17 protein-coding genes are annotated in these 16054 nt (G+C 44.2%); 7 read left to right on the top strand and 10 right to left on the bottom strand.

Annotated features, from left to right (window positions below; all coding sequences use genetic code 11):
• Window positions 1–14: 14 nt before the first annotated feature.
• The 5 genes from SCRDD08_RS08190 to SCRDD08_RS08210 all read left to right on the top strand — a co-directional run bounded on the left by SCRDD08_RS08190 (window position 15) and on the right by SCRDD08_RS08210 (window position 5082).
• Window positions 15–1097 (top strand): M24 family metallopeptidase, encoded by a 1083-nt coding sequence (locus tag SCRDD08_RS08190; protein ID WP_061423182.1) that lies wholly within the window; start codon window positions 15–17, stop codon window positions 1095–1097.
• A gap of 424 nt (window positions 1098–1521) precedes the next feature.
• The gene (locus SCRDD08_RS08195; RefSeq protein ID WP_061423183.1) at window positions 1522–2568 is read left to right on the top strand and encodes a FecCD family ABC transporter permease; all 1047 of its coding nucleotides are present in this window, start codon (window positions 1522–1524) and stop codon (window positions 2566–2568) included.
• A 1-nt stretch (window position 2569) separates the two neighbouring features.
• Window positions 2570–3325 (top strand): ABC transporter ATP-binding protein, encoded by a 756-nt coding sequence (locus SCRDD08_RS08200; RefSeq protein ID WP_061423184.1) that lies wholly within the window; start codon window positions 2570–2572, stop codon window positions 3323–3325.
• Between the two features lie 55 nt (window positions 3326–3380).
• Window positions 3381–4409, top strand: coding sequence for an ABC transporter substrate-binding protein (locus SCRDD08_RS08205; protein WP_061423185.1), 1029 nt, complete (start codon window positions 3381–3383; stop codon window positions 4407–4409).
• Window positions 4390–5082 (top strand): alpha/beta hydrolase-fold protein, encoded by a 693-nt coding sequence (locus SCRDD08_RS08210; RefSeq protein WP_061423186.1) that lies wholly within the window; start codon window positions 4390–4392, stop codon window positions 5080–5082. Before SCRDD08_RS08205 ends, SCRDD08_RS08210 begins: the two co-directional genes overlap by 20 nt.
• A gap of 110 nt (window positions 5083–5192) precedes the next feature.
• On the opposite strand, the gene SCRDD08_RS08215 is transcribed toward SCRDD08_RS08210, so the two are convergent.
• The 7 genes from SCRDD08_RS08215 to SCRDD08_RS08245 form a co-directional block, all read right to left on the bottom strand.
• A complete protein-coding gene (locus tag SCRDD08_RS08215; protein WP_061423187.1) occupies window positions 5193–5696 on the bottom strand; it encodes a methylated-DNA--[protein]-cysteine S-methyltransferase in 504 nt (167 codons plus the stop codon).
• A 35-nt stretch (window positions 5697–5731) separates the two neighbouring features.
• On the bottom strand, window positions 5732–6589 hold the full coding sequence (locus SCRDD08_RS08220) for a VOC family protein (protein WP_061423188.1): 858 nt from the start codon (window positions 6587–6589) through the stop codon (window positions 5732–5734).
• Between the two features lie 56 nt (window positions 6590–6645).
• Complete coding sequence (locus SCRDD08_RS08225; RefSeq protein ID WP_061423189.1) at window positions 6646–7275, bottom strand: NAD(P)-dependent oxidoreductase; 630 nt, start codon at window positions 7273–7275, stop codon at window positions 6646–6648.
• A gap of 128 nt (window positions 7276–7403) precedes the next feature.
• Window positions 7404–7853 (bottom strand): Rrf2 family transcriptional regulator, encoded by a 450-nt coding sequence (locus tag SCRDD08_RS08230; protein ID WP_061423190.1) that lies wholly within the window; start codon window positions 7851–7853, stop codon window positions 7404–7406.
• Between the two features lie 56 nt (window positions 7854–7909).
• A complete protein-coding gene (locus SCRDD08_RS08235; RefSeq protein WP_061423289.1) occupies window positions 7910–8758 on the bottom strand; it encodes a metallophosphoesterase family protein in 849 nt (282 codons plus the stop codon).
• A gap of 97 nt (window positions 8759–8855) precedes the next feature.
• Window positions 8856–11579, bottom strand: a complete 2724-nt coding sequence (locus SCRDD08_RS08240) for an ABC transporter permease (RefSeq protein ID WP_061423191.1) — start codon at window positions 11577–11579, stop codon at window positions 8856–8858.
• Window position 11580: 1 nt separating this feature from the next.
• Window positions 11581–12282: an ABC transporter ATP-binding protein gene (locus SCRDD08_RS08245; RefSeq protein ID WP_061423192.1), complete on the bottom strand. Its 702-nt coding sequence runs from the start codon at window positions 12280–12282 to the stop codon at window positions 11581–11583.
• Between the two features lie 140 nt (window positions 12283–12422).
• On the opposite strand from SCRDD08_RS08245, the gene SCRDD08_RS08250 reads away from it, so the two are divergent.
• Window positions 12423–12980: a TetR/AcrR family transcriptional regulator gene (locus SCRDD08_RS08250; RefSeq protein ID WP_061423193.1), complete on the top strand. Its 558-nt coding sequence runs from the start codon at window positions 12423–12425 to the stop codon at window positions 12978–12980.
• A 130-nt stretch (window positions 12981–13110) separates the two neighbouring features.
• Here SCRDD08_RS08250 and SCRDD08_RS08255 read toward each other — a convergent pair whose 3' ends face one another.
• Window positions 13111–14040: a peptidase U32 family protein gene (locus tag SCRDD08_RS08255; protein ID WP_061423194.1), complete on the bottom strand. Its 930-nt coding sequence runs from the start codon at window positions 14038–14040 to the stop codon at window positions 13111–13113.
• A 129-nt stretch (window positions 14041–14169) separates the two neighbouring features.
• Here SCRDD08_RS08255 and SCRDD08_RS08260 point away from each other — a divergent pair, with 129 nt between their 5' ends.
• Entirely contained in the window at window positions 14170–14457 is a 288-nt protein-coding gene (locus SCRDD08_RS08260) for a DUF3270 family protein (protein WP_061423195.1), read from the top strand.
• Between the two features lie 51 nt (window positions 14458–14508).
• Here the strand turns inward: SCRDD08_RS08260 and SCRDD08_RS08265 are convergent, their stop codons facing one another.
• Together SCRDD08_RS08265 and SCRDD08_RS08270 are read right to left on the bottom strand one after the other, a co-directional pair.
• On the bottom strand, window positions 14509–15351 hold the full coding sequence (locus SCRDD08_RS08265) for a C39 family peptidase (protein ID WP_061423196.1): 843 nt from the start codon (window positions 15349–15351) through the stop codon (window positions 14509–14511).
• A 122-nt stretch (window positions 15352–15473) separates the two neighbouring features.
• Window positions 15474–16054, bottom strand: a 581-nt coding sequence (locus tag SCRDD08_RS08270) for a transposase (RefSeq protein WP_155719799.1), incomplete at its 5' end; no start/stop codon positions are given.

The following is a 16054-nucleotide window of genomic DNA, read 5'->3' on the forward strand; positions in this document are numbered from 1 at the left end:
AAGAAGGTTGAACTATGACAAAAATCAATCAAATCATCACTTATCTTGAAAATGAAAAGCAGGATGTAGCTGTAATCTCTGATCCTGTAACCATTCATTACCTAACAGGCTTTTACAGCGATCCACATGAACGCCAGATGTTCCTATTCGTCTACACTGACCATGAGCCACTCCTTTTCGTACCAGCACTGGAAGTTGAGCGTGCTTCTTCTACCGTAGACTTTCAGGTTATAGGCTATGTTGATTCTGAAAACCCTTGGGAAAAGATCAAGGCTTCTCTACCATCTCAATCCTTCAAACAAGTACCGGTCGAGTTTGATAATCTAATTTTAACTAAGTACCACGGCCTGCGTACTGTTTTTAATGGAGCTGAATTTGTCAATCTGACCCCTTATATTAACCGCTTGCGCCTGATCAAATCTGCCGATGAAATCCAGAAAATGCTAGTAGCCGGCCAATATGCTGACAAGGCTGTCAATATCGGTTTTGACAATATTTCACTAGAAAATACTGAAACAGACATCATCGCTCAAATCGACTTTGCTATCAAGCGAGAAGGCTATGAAATGAGCTTTGAAACCATGGTTCTGACAGGCAACAACGCAGCCAATCCGCACGGCATTCCCGGAGCCAATAAACTCGAAAACAATGCTCTCCTCCTCTTTGACTTGGGCTGCATGGTCAATGGCTATGCCAGCGATATGACACGAACCGTTGCTGTCGGCCAGCCAGATCAGTTCAAAAAAGATATCTATTATCTGACTCTGGAAGCTCAGCAAGCAGCGCTTGACTTTATCAAACCAGGCGTCACAGCTCATGAAGTAGACCGCGCAGCTCGTGAGGTCATCGAAAAGGCTGGTTATGGTGAGTATTTCAACCACCGTCTCGGCCACGGTATCGGTATGGATGTCCACGAATTTCCGTCCATCATGGAGGGCAACGATATGGTCATTGAGGAAGGCATGTGCTTCTCTGTCGAGCCCGGCATTTACATTCCTGGCAAGGTCGGTGTCCGCATCGAGGACTGCGGCTATGTTACCAAGAATGGCTTTGAACTTTTCACTGAGACCAGCAAGGACTTACTGTATTTTGAATAGAATTTTATAAGCCTCTATTAATGTTGAATGATTACTTTATAGAGCAAAGACTTTCCAATTATTTAAGCTATCATTGTTGCATATCGTTATAGCTATCTTAGTCCTTAAGCATTTATATTTTCAAAAAACGATAGAAAACTTTCTGTCGTTTTTTCTTGTTTCCTAATAATTATACCAAAGTCATTTAGGCTTACTTGCTTTTCTTCCGAATGAAGTTGTCTGTCGAGACGTTCCGAAGATCTCAATTACTCCACACCGGTCAGTTTTTACACCAGCAAGGTGTTTTCATCACTGAGAAGAGCAAGCGTCACAAATCCTCATCATATCAGAGTTTTTCATCCCTTCTTGTCATTCTGATTTAAAAATGTTATAATTTTTATGAAATTGTCTAAAAATTCTAATCATTTCTGTTAAGGAGGTCTGGATGTTCTTCAAAAAGTCAGAAAATCACAGATTTTCTCGCTATGTCTGCCTACTCTTGCTTCTCATCATTTTTCTGGCTTGTTTCCTCTTTTTTGCTGTCTCCTTGGGATCAGTCACTATTGACATACAAGATACTTACCGGATTATTTTCAGTAAGCTCGGCTTTTCCCTCGGCACAGGTAAACTATCTCCGTCCACAATCGCGATTGTTTGGAATATGCGGCTCCCAAGAGTGCTCTTGGGCATCCTAGCTGGAGCCGGTCTGTCCATATGCGGCAGCGTCATGCAGTCTACAGTCAACAACCCCATCGCAGAGCCTTATATTCTGGGAATTTCAGCGGGAGCGACCTTTGGGGCAACCTTGAGCATCATCTTAGGACTCAAGAACCTTACTAGCACAGGCGCTTTTATCGGAGCCATTCTGGCAACGGCAGTCGTCGTCCTTATCGCATCCATGCAGGGCAAAATGACGACGGGCAGTCTGATTTTATCCGGAACGGTGGTCAATGCTCTCTTTATCGCCTTTGCCAACTTTATCATCTCCGTCGGTGCCAATGCTGACAGTATCATGACTGTGAAATTCTGGACCATGGGCTCACTGGCCGGAACTTCCTGGTCAGATCTGACCTTGCCGGCTCTCGCTGTCGGTCTTGCCTTTTTGTTTTTCTGCTCCCAGTACCGTATTTTCAATGCCATGATGATGGGGGAAGAGGCTGCTCTGACACTGGGTGTGCCACTGCATGTTTACTGGTACCTCTATATTACTGTCGTCGCCATCATCACAGCAGTGCTGGTGGCCAGCTGCGGCATCATCGGCTTTGTCGGTCTGATCACGCCGCACATTGCCCGAAGGTTGGTCGGTACCAACTACAGAAGGCTCTTCCCCATCGCGACTCTTCTGGGGGCCCTCTTTCTTGTCTGGGCAGATGTTTTGGCTCGGACTCTGATCAAAAATGCAGAGCTGCCGATTGGGATCTTTACCGCTTTGGTTGGCGCACCCTTCTTTATCTACATTGTAGCCAAAAGCCGAAAGGAGGTAAGCAGCTGATATGGATCTAACTTGCCAAAATATCCACTATGCTGTCGGCCAAAAAGAGATTTTAAAAGGAATTTCGCTCAGGGTCGAGGGAAATCAGTTTCACACCATTTTAGGGCCCAACGGAAGCGGCAAAACTAGTCTGCTCAAAACCATCTACCGCCAAATCAAACCCGACAGCGGAAACATTTATCTAAACGGAAGGCCACTTGAACAGGTCAGCATAAAAAAAGCAGCCCAGAAAATAGCCGTTGTGACTCAGTTTAACCATCTTCAGTTTGACTGCACCGTCCAAGAAATCGTCATGCTGGGCAGGACGCCGCATCTATCCTTTTTTCAAAAAGAGAGCGAAAAAGACTATGCCCTTGTCCGTCATGCCTTGAGTCAGGTAGATATGCTAGACAAGGGAGAGCGAACCTATTTATCCCTGTCTGGTGGTGAGAAGCAAAGAGTCCTGCTGGCACGCGCTTTGGCTCAACAGCCAAGCCTACTGCTCCTAGACGAGCCGACCAATCATTTGGATATCAAATACCAGCTGGATATGCTGCGTATCGTGAAAGACCTGAACATCAATGTTTTAGCAGTTTTACACGATATCCAACTGGCTTGTCAGTATTCAGATTATTTGTACCTCATGAAGGGAGGTGAGATTGCATACCAAGGCGCTCCAGAAGAGGCCATCACCCATGATTCACTGCAAGCCGTTTACGGCATTCAGAGCAAAGTGATCTGGACCAAGGATCGACAGGCCATGATTCAGTATCTATAAGAGCCTGCTCTCAGCTTTATCTATACAAGCTCCAAGCCCAAGAAAGGAAGGCAATATGAAAAAAACACTCAGTATCTTACTCGTCGCAACTGCTGCACTGACAATGGCAGCCTGCAATTCTTCATCTAAAGAAAGTACGAAAGAAAGCTCAACTTCGCAATCTTCCTCCAAAACTGAAAGCGCGAAAAAGAGCACAGCAGAGACAAAATATCCAGTGACAATCAAAACTTACGATGCCGAAGGCAAGGAGATTGATCAGGTCTTTGAAAAGGCACCGGAAAAGGTCATCACCAACAACCTTTCAACGACCGAAATCTTGATTGAACTAGGATTGAAAGACAAGATCGCTGGTATGCTCAATCCAGACAACGATGTCACAGATAAATACAAGGCTGATATTGCCACCATTCCGCAAGTCGGCGACAAGAAAACCGTATCACAGGAAACTGTGCTATCCTATGAGCCAGATGCTCTTCTTGGCCGAAACATGATGTTTTCCGAGAAGTCTCTGGGGACAGTCAGTGCCTGGAATGAAAACAAAATCCCTGTCTACACACAGAAGGCTTCCCTGTCCAATACCAAACAAGACCTAGGCAATATTGTTGAAGATGTCAAGAATATAGGAACCATCTTTAACGTTCAAGACAAGGCCAATCAGTATGCTGACCAGCTGCAGGCAAGAATTGACACTGTCAAGAAGGCCAATAAGGCTAGCCAAGGCGAAAAGAAAAAAGCGCTCATCATGTGTGCCTACAACGATGAGACTTTCGGTGCCTATAAATCTGCCCTGCAGGAGAGTCTGCTTAACCAGCTCGGCTATACCAATGTAGCGACTGGGACCTCTGGCTTGACCTTGGAAAATCTGGTCTCTATGGATCCAGAAGTCATCATTTACGTAACCAGCGACCGCAACAAGTCCATGGATGGTCAAGCAGTCGATCTAATGAAAGCCAATCCAGTTCTGGAAGATGTCCCAGCGGTCAAAAATCAAAAAATCATGACCATCTCCTATGATGAGTTCATGGATTATGGACCTGCTGTAATTGACTCACTCGAGAAGATCAATGACTTTGTCAATAAATAAGACCTTTGTCTGGGAGGGTATCACTGTCAATATTGCCCTGCCCCAAGATTATGACAAATCACGATCTTATCCAGCAATCTTGCTAAATGATGGTCAGATAGACTACCTAAGCAAGCTTTCTCCATCGGTAATCTTAATCGGACTGATATCAAACAACAGGCTGGACGATTATACACCCTGGAAAGCCAATGCTCTAAAGCCTGGTAATCCTGATTTTGGCGGCAGAGCGGATAGCTACCACCAAGAGCTCTTCAGCGGTATATTAGCAAAAATCAGACAGCACTACCTACTGGATGACAAGAGAATTGCTTATGGTGGCTACTCTCTCGGTGGACTAGCGGCTGTTTACAGTCTCTATAGCGGCTGCGAGATTCCCTGTGTCTTTTCTATCTGCGGTTCCTTTTGGTACCCAGGTTTTACCGACTATTGCCGGACCCAGAACTCGAAAAACAAGGATTGTCTGGTTTATTTGCAGAATGGGAAGACAGAAGGCGCGAATCACTCGAACCGACTTTCCAAAGCTCCTTTTTATGCCAAAGAAATTCATCGCTTGATTCAGAAAGAAATCCTTACCACCTACTCCATCTTTGACCCTTATGGGCATCATGAAGCTCTCAAAGAACGCTATGCTGCCTTTGCCGACTGGCTGGCCACACAATGGCATATTGACTAACTAAAAACCCCTTTGTCACTTACAGCAGCTGACAAAGGGGTTTTTAGCTTATTACTGTACGTAAAAAAGATTCTCACCAGTAAAATGATAAAAATCTTGAGTAGAAAGATTTATTCAGTCTTCTCCCTCGCCTCTAGTTTCAACAAGAAATCTTTTTTATCAAGGCCGCCAGCATAACCGATCAGCCTGCCGTCGCTTCCGACAATCCGGTGGCAGGGAATCAGAAGGGAAATGGGATTATGACCGATGGCGCCACCAACTGCTCTAGCAGAGCCAATCTTACCGTACTCAGCTTGTAATTCTCGTAGAATGTCTGAATAGGTAGCCGTTTGCCCATAGGGAATCTTCTGCAGTACTGTCAGAACCTTGCTTCTAAACTCCGTCACTTGAGGTGCCAATGAAATCCCATCAGTTGCGGGATTTTTTCCCTTAAAATAAGCGTCCAACCAAGCAAAGATGCGTCGGCTGACTTCTGTATCCTCCTCCTGCGCTTGCTCCAAATCATAGCCTGCCCCAAAATATTTCTGATTCTCCAACCAAAGTCCAAGCAAGGCATTTGCGTCTGTCAAGATAAGAATCCGGCCAATCGGTGATGCATAATAAGTCTTGTACATATTTTTTCTTTCTTCGAGTTTCTTGATATGCCTTATTATACCACTCTTGTCTTAATTTTTGCCATAATCCCATCTGGGTCTGTGACTTCTAGCTCTTGGGAGCTAATCCATCGGGCTGGCGCCTGCAGATCCAGAGCATTTTCATAAATTGCTACTAGGTCTTCTTTTCCTTCTACTTGCGCCTCAAAATAGGCCAGTCCCATTTGCTTCGGTTGGCGATGATTCAAGTGAGAACCTCCCCATTCATTAACCGCTAAATGATGATGGTAGTTTCCTGATGCCAGCCAACTTGCAGAAGGTACAGAAAATTTATCCTCCAAGTCTAGAAGCTTTTGGTAAAAATGACTAGCAGCACTGCTATTTTTCACAGATAGATGGACATGGCCCATTCGAGTGCCTTCAGCAATACTAAATGGTTGAACTTCCTGACCTAGTTCATAGATTTCTTGAGCCGCGAGCGCTTCTGTCACTCCGATAATGCGGCCATCTTCTCGAATATCCCAATCAATCTGAGGCTTGTCCCGATAAAGCTCAATGCCATTGCCTTCTGGATCCTCCAGATAAATGGCTTCACTATAACCGTGGTCCGCTCCTCCAACCATAGGAACTTTATTTTCTGATAAATGCTTCAGGATATCCGCCAAGTCTTGACGGCTGGGAAGCAAAAGCGCCAGATGATAAAGACCGTAAACCGACTTAACGGACTGCCGGTCACTGGTCGCTAAGAGTCTCACCAGCGCTTGTCCGTCCCTGCCCAAAGCCACCTGTCCGTCCTGCTCTTCCAAAAGTTCCAGTCCTAAAACGCGCTGATAAAAATCCCTTTGTCCTGCTAAGTCGGCCACATAAAGTGCCGCCTCTCCTAGATAAATCTTGCTTTGATATTCAAAAGTCATGTACTTTCTCCTCTCTTTACTTTTAAATGTCAGCAGTTCGCCTGCTCCATCTTTTTTCATTTTCCCAGAACAGAAATACGTTTCTTGATGTGGCTGCCCTTTTCAATCTCATCCAGCATAGCCACAGCATAATCTGCATAGCTAATTCGACTTTGACCGACTTCATTGACAGTAAAGGCCTCGCCAGCTAAGATATAATCGCCCGTCTTAGCACCATCTGCATCAAAATCTGCTGCGGGACTGATGTAAGTCCATAGAACATTATCAAACTGACGCAAATGAGCCAGCCCTTCCGCCATAGCTTTAGCCAAAGGCTTGTAATCCGCTGGAAAATCTGGTGTATCTGACAGTTGGATACTCATTTCTGGATCCATATAGAGGCTGCCTGCACCACCGACAACCAACAATCGAGTCTTTGTATCTGCCAAAAGCATTGCTAGATGTTCTAAGGAACTTGTATGTTGGGGCAGGTTGTCTGGTGCAAAAGCTCCAAAAGCTGATACGACTACATCAAACTCAAGCAAGTCTTCCTTAGTCAAGTCAAACAAATCTTTAATCAATTCATGCTGGGCCTCACTTTTATTAGCTGACCGAACGATGGCCGTTACATCATGCCCCCGTTTAACTGCTTCATTCACGATGAGGCTGCCAGCTTTTCCATTTGCTCCAATTACTGCGATTTTCATAGTCTTATCCTCCGATAGTTAATTTTGTATTGTAATTGTTTTTATTACATCTATTAGTATAACATATCTTAATGTAATGTCAATGATTACATCTCAGAAAATTTTTAAGTAAAAAAACAACCTGCTCACTAGGAAACAGATTGTTCTTTAATTTCTTTTTCGGTTGCTGCGACGACCACGTCGAGGCTGGTCTGAGCCAATTCAGCTTCCATGGCTGCCTGAATAGCCGCCAAGCGGTCATCTAAGACATTGTGAATGTTCTTGCCGATAGGACAGTCTGGATTGGGCTTATCATGAAAACTAAAGAGCTGGCCGCTCTTGCCCAGACATTCAACCGCACTATAGACATCCAACAGGCTAATGTCTTTCAAATCTTTGGCAATCTCTGCTCCTCCAGTCCCACGAGCAACGGTAATCATTCCGGCATTCTTGAGCTGGGACAAGGTCTTACGGATAATAACTGGATTGACTCCAACACTGCCAGCAAGGATATCACTTGTCAGTTTTTGCTTTTTTCCTTCCAAAGCCAGTACAATCAGCATATGAGTGGCAATGGTAAAACGACTAGAAATCTGCATTTTTTCTCCTCCCTCATCAATTTCTCTCACTATTATATCTCAAAAATGGTGTAACTTCAAGAGTTACGACCAGACTTTAAGAAAGCTACAATCTCATCTGCATAGCCTTCCCGCTCACTGATTTCCCGCAGCAGGTCATGGTTGTGGGTATGGTGGATACCATTGACCAAACTTTCTCGATAAATCTCATAGTAAGGCAAGTGAAGCTCCCGAGCCAATCGTAGTTCCTGCTCCACATCGTAGGCCACGCGCCGAAAGTCGACATCAGCCAGACCCGTTTCATCAATCTCTAAAATGGCATACTGGGCTCGCAGGTCCTGACGCAAAGCTGAATCTAGAAAGAACGGCTGACCAATAGAGCCGGGATTGATAATCAGCTGCCCCTTAGTCCCGTAGCGGAGAAACTGTTGGTGAATATGACCATAAACAGCGATAGCGCAGTCATTCCCCTCAAAAAGTCGATCGAAATCGCTCTGCTCGCCAATATGAATCAGCTCCCGTCCCCAATTCTTATCTGGCAGATGGTGGCTAACTGCAATCTTCAATCCCTCTACTTCTGTCAAGATTTGCAGAGGAAGTTCCTGCATACGCTCAATCTCTTCAGGACGAATTTCCTCTAGGACAAAATGGCAGAGCCGAGTCAGATAGAGGTGACTGGGACGATTCAAATCCAGCTTTTGGTGTAGAGCATGCCAGAGGCTGTCTTCCCAATTCCCCTTGACCTGGAGGCTGATGGGCAGCTGCTCCATTCTATCTAAAATATTTCTGCGACCGGTTCCTGGCAGGAGCAAGTCTCCCAAAAACCAATAGTCTGTCACCTGCTTGCTTTCCGCATCCGCCAGTACTGCTTCCAAGGCTGTGCTATTCCCATGCACATCTGATAATAAGGCAATTTTTCGTGTCATCATGTGTCTTTCTCTTTCTTTACAAGGAATATTATATCAAAGTTCAAAAAAACTTCCACTCATCAAGTGAGTGAAAGTTTTGAAATGTTTTTTTAAATTAATCAACAGACTTGAGTGCTTCCAACATATCCACCCTTCTGAGGCGGTAGTTGACAAAGAAGCCAAGCAAGGTCAGGATAAGAGTCACTGCTGTTAGAGGAAGCAGATAAACTGAGGGACTTACTTGAGGGTTTAAGCTGATAATGCTAGGCGCAACCTTCTCAATCAAAAAACGATGCAGGAAGAAACCGCCTAGAAGCCCAACTACCATCCCAATCACTGAAAGAATAATGGTCTCTCGATAGATATAGAGGGTCACTTCCTTATTATGGAAGCCCAAAACCTTGATAGTGGACAGCTCACGAATCCGCTCAGCTACATTGATATTGGTCAGATTGTAGAGAATGACAACTGCTAAAAGAATAGAAATCAGCACTAAAATCATCATCGTATTATTAAGAGAATCAGCTAAAACATTGAACTGCTTCACCATGCTTGCATTTTGAGAAACACTCTTGACAGCCTTGAGGCTCATAAATTCATTGGCCTTGTCCACAATGTTTTTACTGGAAGAGTCCTTGAGCCGTACTAGATAAGCATTTTTATCGAGCTTTTTGCCGTAAATCTTCTGGTAGTCAGTTGCCTTCATAAAGGCAAAATGCCCAAAATGATTCTCATTGACTGCTGCAAGCTTGACAGACTTGCCACCCAGCTCTATACTGCCACCAGGGCTAACTCCAGCTATACGAGCCAATTTATCCGAAATAACTGCACCGTCCTTCAGGGACAGCTTCTGTCGGCTGTCAGGACTTTCTAACGAGATGAACGGTTCAAAATTTTCCTTGTCCGTAACCATTAAAGTGACTGACTCTGTCTCTTTTTTCCCTTTTGTATTCTCTGTCAAGGTTTCACTGTGGATCTCCTGATAGGCTGCAATCGAGTCATCTGCCAGCATCTTTTTCAGCTTGTCTTGTTCGGCTTGATTTTCCCCAATATTGACAGCAACAATCAAGTCGTATCGCAGAATCTCCTCAAACTGACGTTTTGGAATACCACCAATAGAAGATTGGAGTCCTAGACCGGCAAAGAGCAGGGCAACCGAACCCGCCACACCAAAGATGGTCATAAACATCCGCTGCTTATAGCGAAAGATATTACGAGCAGTGACCTTCTGAGTAAAGCTAAGACGTCGCCAGATAAGGGTCAATCTTTCCAAGAAAATCTTGGAGCCTTTGACTGGCGGCTTGGGCAAAAGCAAGTGAGCAGCTTCTTCCGTCAACTCCCGTCTTGCCACAAAATAGGCAGGGAGAACGCTGGAAAGAAGGGAAAGTCCAAGGGCCAGTAAACTATAGGAAACATAAAAATATGCATGAGGGGCAGAGAGCACCATCCCTCTGGTAATAATAGAAGAAATCACTCCAGACAAGAAATAATGTCCCAGCAGAATCCCTATGAAAGTACCTAGACTCCCCGCTACCAAACCGTAAAGAGCAAACTTACGAATGATATCGCGGCTATGATAGCCTAGAGCTTTGAAGACACCTGCATTTGTTCGCTCCTCATCGACAAAGCGAGTCATGGTGGTAAAGGTCACCATCGCTGCCACCAGATAGAGCACCACCGGGAAGATATTGCCAATCGACGCAATACTATTCATGGAGTTTGTATACATATAATAACCATTACCACCTGGCAGGGACTTGCGGTCATAGCTATGATAGGCCGGCTCTTTCAAACGACTCAGGTCTGCCTTAGCGTCAGCTAGCTTGTCCTTGCTAGCTGATAAGTCTTTCTCTGCCTTTGCTAGCTCTGCTTTTTTCTGATTGAGCTGGGACTCAGCTTCCTGAATCAGCTGCTGGCTCTGACTGAGCTGAGCAGGAGATAAGATTGAAGCAGCTTGGGCTGTTTCTAGCTGACTTTTTTGCTGGTTCAGCTGATTCTGAGCTTGCTCTAATTGTTTTTTCCCTTGGGTCAGTTCGCTCTCAGCCTGAGCAATCTTATCTTCGCCCTTCTGAATAGTACTTTTGGTATCCGCCTCTAATCGCTTAAAGCGAGCCGCTCCGTTATCTTCCAGGCTCTTGTCCAAAGCAGTCTGGTGCTGCTCCAAACGCTCCTGATATCTTTCAGAGAAGGGAGCCAGCTTTTCTAAATCATGATAGCGCAGGCGGGCAATACTGTAAACATCTGTATCAAAGGCCTTAGGGCTGACTACAGCATAGGCAGATAAAGCCCCGCTGCCACTAGTCGCATTGCCCAGATTTATATCAGACCAGAGCTCTGCCGAGTTGACAAATCCCACAATCTTATAGGTCTTGTTTTTCAGAACTGACCGACTACCTGCTTTCTCGGTCAGATGAATCTCCTGACCAAGCTTATATTTCTTAGACCAAAAGCTAGCCAGAGCAATTTCTTGATCTTTCTTAGGCAGACGACCGGAGGTCACTTGAAAGTTTGAAATATCCTTGGTATCTGAGAATACTCGGAGGGCCTCCTCGTTTACGGTGATATCTGTTAGATAACCAAACTCAATATCTGCCCCCTTGATCGCTTCCAACTCTTTCTGATCCGCCTTATCCAAACCATAGTCCGCCATAACAGCCAAGTCCATGGTTTGCTGCTCTTTCAAGTAATCTGTTGCTGTTCTGCGCATATTGGGTGGAGCGACCTTGAGTCCCACGAGAGCTAAAGAGCCCAGCATCATAAGGATTAAAATAGATAGGAAACGTCCTTTAGAGCTAGTGAAGGAGCGCAGAATATCTTTCCAATAAATCTTTCTCTTCATATCAATACTCCAATGTACTTATGTCCTGTGGTTCCTCATTCACTGTGATACTCTTGACTCTCGCATCGTGCATGCGGATGACTCGGTCAGCAATGGGAGCCAAGGCAGCATTGTGGGTCACGATAATCACTGTCGCTCCTTGATTGCGGGACATGTCCTGTAAGATTTGCAGCACTTGCTTACCAGTATTGTAGTCCAGAGCTCCTGTCGGCTCATCGCAGAGCAAAATTTTGGGATTTTTTGCCACTGCCCGAGCGATAGATACCCGCTGCTGCTCCCCACCTGACAACTGCGCTGGAAAATTATTGAGGCGTTTTTCCAGCCCCACTGCTGTCAGAGCCGCTACTGGATCTTGGGCATCCTTGACTATCTCCGAAGCCAATTCGACATTTTCCTTGGCCGTCAGGTTGGGCACCAAATTGTAAAACTGAAAGACGAAGCCCACATCATTGCGGCGATAGTCCGTCAGCTGGTGGGAATTGTAGTCCGCAATATTCTGGCCATCTATCAGGATATCTCCCTCATCATTGGTATCCATACCCCCGAGAATATTGAGCACCGTAGACTTACCAGCACCAGAAGCACCCAAGATAATGACTAGTTCCCCCTTTTCAATCTCAAAAGAAATATCATGATTGGCAACAATTTCTGTATCACCTACCTGATAACGTTTAAAACTATGTTTCATTTCAATATAAGCCATATCGTTTCTCTCCTTTTCAACCCCACCTCCTTAAATAGACAGGGTATTGATTCTAAATCACAGATATTATATAATGAGCTTAGACAAAAAGCAATAATCAAAAATCGACAAAGTGTTGATTTAAGTGAAAAGGAAGAAAAATGGTCCAGAAACGAAAAACTAGTACCAAGGAAGACATCAAAGAAGCCTTGATTCAGCTACTGTCAGAGGAAAGGTTTGATACTATCTCCATCAGCAAACTCTGCAAACGGGCAGGGATTAATCGCGGCACCTTCTACCTCCACTACCAAGATAAGTATCAGATGATTGATAGCCTCAAAAGTGACATTGTTTCCCAGCTTTATAGTTTTTTTGAGGGAGAAAGAGAATCTCCCAAAAAGTTATTGACAGCAAATTTTCATATTCTCCGTGCTAATGAACGTCTGATCAACGCCCTGACCAGAAGCCATTATATTGACTTTCGCGGAGCTATTCGGGAATTCATAACCAGTATCATTCTGATCGACAATCAAAAAGCTGCTACCCAGCGTTTTTTAGAAGAGAACTTTCATATCCCTCAGAAATACGCCTTGGAAATCTTCCTATCCAGTGTCGAGGGGATTATTTCTCTTTGGATAGCTGGCGGAGCTCAGGAAGAGCCTGAAGAAATTACTCAAATGATCCTAACTACCTGCAATTATGATTATTGGAAATCATAACCAGCACTCCACTTTTATAGATGAAAACTCAAAAAGGCGCAGATTCATCTGTGCCTTTTCTTAAAACATTTCTGTTGAGCAAATAGCTTTTTGGTGATGCCCACTTAGCTAAAGGCAACAAAATCCTGTCCTATTTCACCATGTCTGGATCGTAATCATAAAATCCTGTATCGAGGAAACGATTCTTCGGATGCAATTTGTGAAGCAGCTCATCTAGCAAGAAAGCTTGGTCATGGCTAAATTCACCTTTTTCAATCAAATCTCTTGCCTGAACAAAGAGCTTAGCAATCTCAACAAAATTCTGACCAGGAGTATAGAGACCTTCCAATTTCCAATGAGTAAAGCCGTGGTCAACCAATTCTATCAATTTGGTCATCAAGTCCAAGTCATTATTGGCAAAAATGTGAGTCCCATGCTTGTCCTCAAAGATCGAATAATGGCTCTGAGGATCGCTCGGTTCCGCAAGAAAGAGGTCCCTCTCTCTTGATTTTTCATCATCGATGTGTGTAAAGTTATAATAATTTTGCAAAAGCGGGCGTTTAGAGTGGTGGATAACGCTCGCACCATAAACTAGGACTTCTGCTGGAATCTCAAGAATTTCTGGCATTTTAAAGAGTTCTGCCGATGGAATTTCCCGAGCCAAAACAGCTTCTGACACCCCAGCATTCTTGCCCCAAAAATTAATCTGGCGACTGCTGGTAACCATGGTTGAAGCATCATAAATCGTTTTCAACTTATAACCATCCCGCTGTAAGACGTAGAATACGCCTGCATCCCCGACAGTGATATAGTCCACTTCAATCTCCTGAAGAAAATCCAAATAAGGCTTGATCTGGTCCATCATATCCTGATGCATCAAAGCATTGACGGCAACGGTCATTTCTTTTCCTGCCTGATGAACCATTTGTGAAATACGATTTAATTCGTCGTAAGTGAAGTTATGCGATAAACGAAGGCCGTATTTTTCCTCACCAACATAAATACGATCTACTCCTGCTTCCAATAAGGCTTGAACTTGTTCTATACTTTCAGCTGTTGCTGTAATGATTATCTTTTTCATATCATTATTATACCAAAAAAATAGGATTTATGATTTCTTAATTCGATTTTATTCGTTTTGTAACTATCTTGTAATATATCTAATCATAGAAACATGATAGAATGATAAGGTACTACTAGGAGAGAGACAATGGCTGTAAGAGATTTTAAACAGTTTGAATCAGCGCCCCTGCATGATTCGACAGAACAAACTAAGGAAATATCCTATCAAGAATACCTGCCCCAAGCAGAATCAGCATCACAATTACGTGAGCTATTTTTCTTTATAAATATCGCTTTATTCTGTATTTTGACAGTCTTTTTTAGCTTTATTTTTTTGTCTGCAAAGATGAGCACCTTTCTATCTTTCTCACTTGCTATTGTCCTAAGTCTTATGATTATTCAAGGGTATCGCACTGTTCGAAGAAAGAGACATTAATTATCTACGAATTAAATCAAACGAGATCGAAAGATCTCGTTTTTCTTTTCTTTACCAAGCGTAATTTGGTTCCTGACAAGCACACATAGCTGCCAATAATTCTTCCGGAGTTACCTTTTTCAGCCCTCCATAGATTGGATCCTGAACGGTGTAAGACGGATCAATGTAATAAACTGCACGTACATCACTGTCGTCTGCTGATAATTCATAGCCCGTCCCCACAACATTGTGTTCACCCTTGTGGCCTGGGTAGATGGAGGCATTATCAATCGTATAGTAGAGCGGATAGCCATCATCAATATTCTTGCGCAGGCGCTCCTTAAAGAGCCGCATATCTTCCGAATTCGAGGCGCTACTAGTCACTGTAGCAAGATGGTAGCCTGCTTGGCCTGCTGGCACTTCCGCATAACCAAATAAATATTGATTTAAGACACGGATTGCATTGACATTATGGGTGCCGAAAGTCTCATCGGTCCCCATCGCTCGTGCCAATTCTTCCTGACTAGCCTGAACACCCCTGTAGGCTAAAATCATACTGACAGAGGTCGGTGCGCAAGTATTCCAAGCTCGCTGGATCTGCATAGGAACTTCCAGGCGTTTTCGGATTGGAGAAGGCTTTTCTTTACTAGAAGGCTGTGTCTCCTCCTCTCTGACCTTTTCACTGGTCTGACTAGAGCTTTCCGACTCCGCAGAAGTCGAACTCTGACTAGGGCTGGATTGATTAGCACTAGATTGACTACTGCTAGCTGTTTTCGAGTGGGCTTGACTCGTGCTCGAAACCTTAGAAGAAGAGTCAGGGCTTCCAGACTTAGGGTACTCTGAAGCTTTCTGTCGAGAACAAGCTAGTAAGCAGCAGCCTAAACCAAGCAAGGCAAGTACTTTTAAATTTTTCATACCAACACCCCCTTTTATTCATATGATAACGCTTTCTTGTTCGAAAATCAAGATGAGGCTGAGACAAAAAGCTTCAACTCATGAAAAAGGGATAAGGTCAGTTTAAGATCTTATCCTTTTTTCTAGTTTTGAGCCATTTTCTTACTCAGTTTCTTGAGGTTATTGGCCATGAGAACCAGTCCCATGTCAATTTTCACCTTGCGCTTGCCTCGCAGATTGCAGCGAGTGTAGCCCAAACAAGCCTTTATCTGACCAAAGACAGGCTCGACATCTATCTTCCGCTGAGCATAGATGCGGCGGCCTTCTTCCGATAAAAGCGTCTGGCTTTCTTTGAGTTTCAGGGCTTGATAACGCTCATTGATATAAAGCCCCTGTTGAGGTGCCTGCTCTGGCTGATCTGTGAGATAAACCTTGATTTCTTGTTCAAACCCTGTGCTTGTTTTCCGAGTTTCGATGTGATGAAAGGAATATACAAAGCCATCCGGATGAGTATAGCTGTCTGAAGCTTCATCATAGAGCCAATTAGCCAGATTTTTGGCCGAGTTTTTATGGGAGCGTTTTTGTTCCCTGTCAAACTGATTGTATTTGATATAATGGCCTATTCCTTGTTCGTCGAGACGGAGGAGGTTTTCTTCGCTCCCATACCCGGCATCAGCGACGACTGTTTCAACCTCTGCTGGACATGATTTCAGAAAAGGCAGGA

This window comes from Streptococcus cristatus (assembly GCF_001578775.1).
In the GTDB taxonomy this organism is placed as follows: Bacteria; Bacillota; Bacilli; order Lactobacillales; family Streptococcaceae; genus Streptococcus; species Streptococcus cristatus_A.

Coding starts and splice junctions, on each gene's coding strand:
- SCRDD08_RS08235 (WP_061423289.1), bottom strand. CDS start 8,758: ATGACACGAAAAATTGCCTTATTATCAGATGTGCATGGGAATAGCACA.
- SCRDD08_RS08220 (WP_061423188.1), bottom strand. CDS start 6,589: ATGACTTTTGAATATCAAAGCAAGATTTATCTAGGAGAGGCGGCACTT.
- SCRDD08_RS08200 (WP_061423184.1), top strand. CDS start 2,570: ATGGATCTAACTTGCCAAAATATCCACTATGCTGTCGGCCAAAAAGAG.
- SCRDD08_RS08260 (WP_061423195.1), top strand. CDS start 14,170: ATGGCTGTAAGAGATTTTAAACAGTTTGAATCAGCGCCCCTGCATGAT.
- SCRDD08_RS08190 (WP_061423182.1), top strand. CDS start 15: ATGACAAAAATCAATCAAATCATCACTTATCTTGAAAATGAAAAGCAG.
- SCRDD08_RS08230 (WP_061423190.1), bottom strand. CDS start 7,853: ATGCAGATTTCTAGTCGTTTTACCATTGCCACTCATATGCTGATTGTA.
- SCRDD08_RS08205 (WP_061423185.1), top strand. CDS start 3,381: ATGAAAAAAACACTCAGTATCTTACTCGTCGCAACTGCTGCACTGACA.
- SCRDD08_RS08250 (WP_061423193.1), top strand. CDS start 12,423: ATGGTCCAGAAACGAAAAACTAGTACCAAGGAAGACATCAAAGAAGCC.
- SCRDD08_RS08225 (WP_061423189.1), bottom strand. CDS start 7,275: ATGAAAATCGCAGTAATTGGAGCAAATGGAAAAGCTGGCAGCCTCATC.
- SCRDD08_RS08195 (WP_061423183.1), top strand. CDS start 1,522: ATGTTCTTCAAAAAGTCAGAAAATCACAGATTTTCTCGCTATGTCTGC.
- SCRDD08_RS08215 (WP_061423187.1), bottom strand. CDS start 5,696: ATGTACAAGACTTATTATGCATCACCGATTGGCCGGATTCTTATCTTG.
- SCRDD08_RS08240 (WP_061423191.1), bottom strand. CDS start 11,579: ATGAAGAGAAAGATTTATTGGAAAGATATTCTGCGCTCCTTCACTAGC.
- SCRDD08_RS08265 (WP_061423196.1), bottom strand. CDS start 15,351: ATGAAAAATTTAAAAGTACTTGCCTTGCTTGGTTTAGGCTGCTGCTTA.
- SCRDD08_RS08255 (WP_061423194.1), bottom strand. CDS start 14,040: ATGAAAAAGATAATCATTACAGCAACAGCTGAAAGTATAGAACAAGTT.
- SCRDD08_RS08210 (WP_061423186.1), top strand. CDS start 4,390: ATGACTTTGTCAATAAATAAGACCTTTGTCTGGGAGGGTATCACTGTC.
- SCRDD08_RS08245 (WP_061423192.1), bottom strand. CDS start 12,282: ATGGCTTATATTGAAATGAAACATAGTTTTAAACGTTATCAGGTAGGT.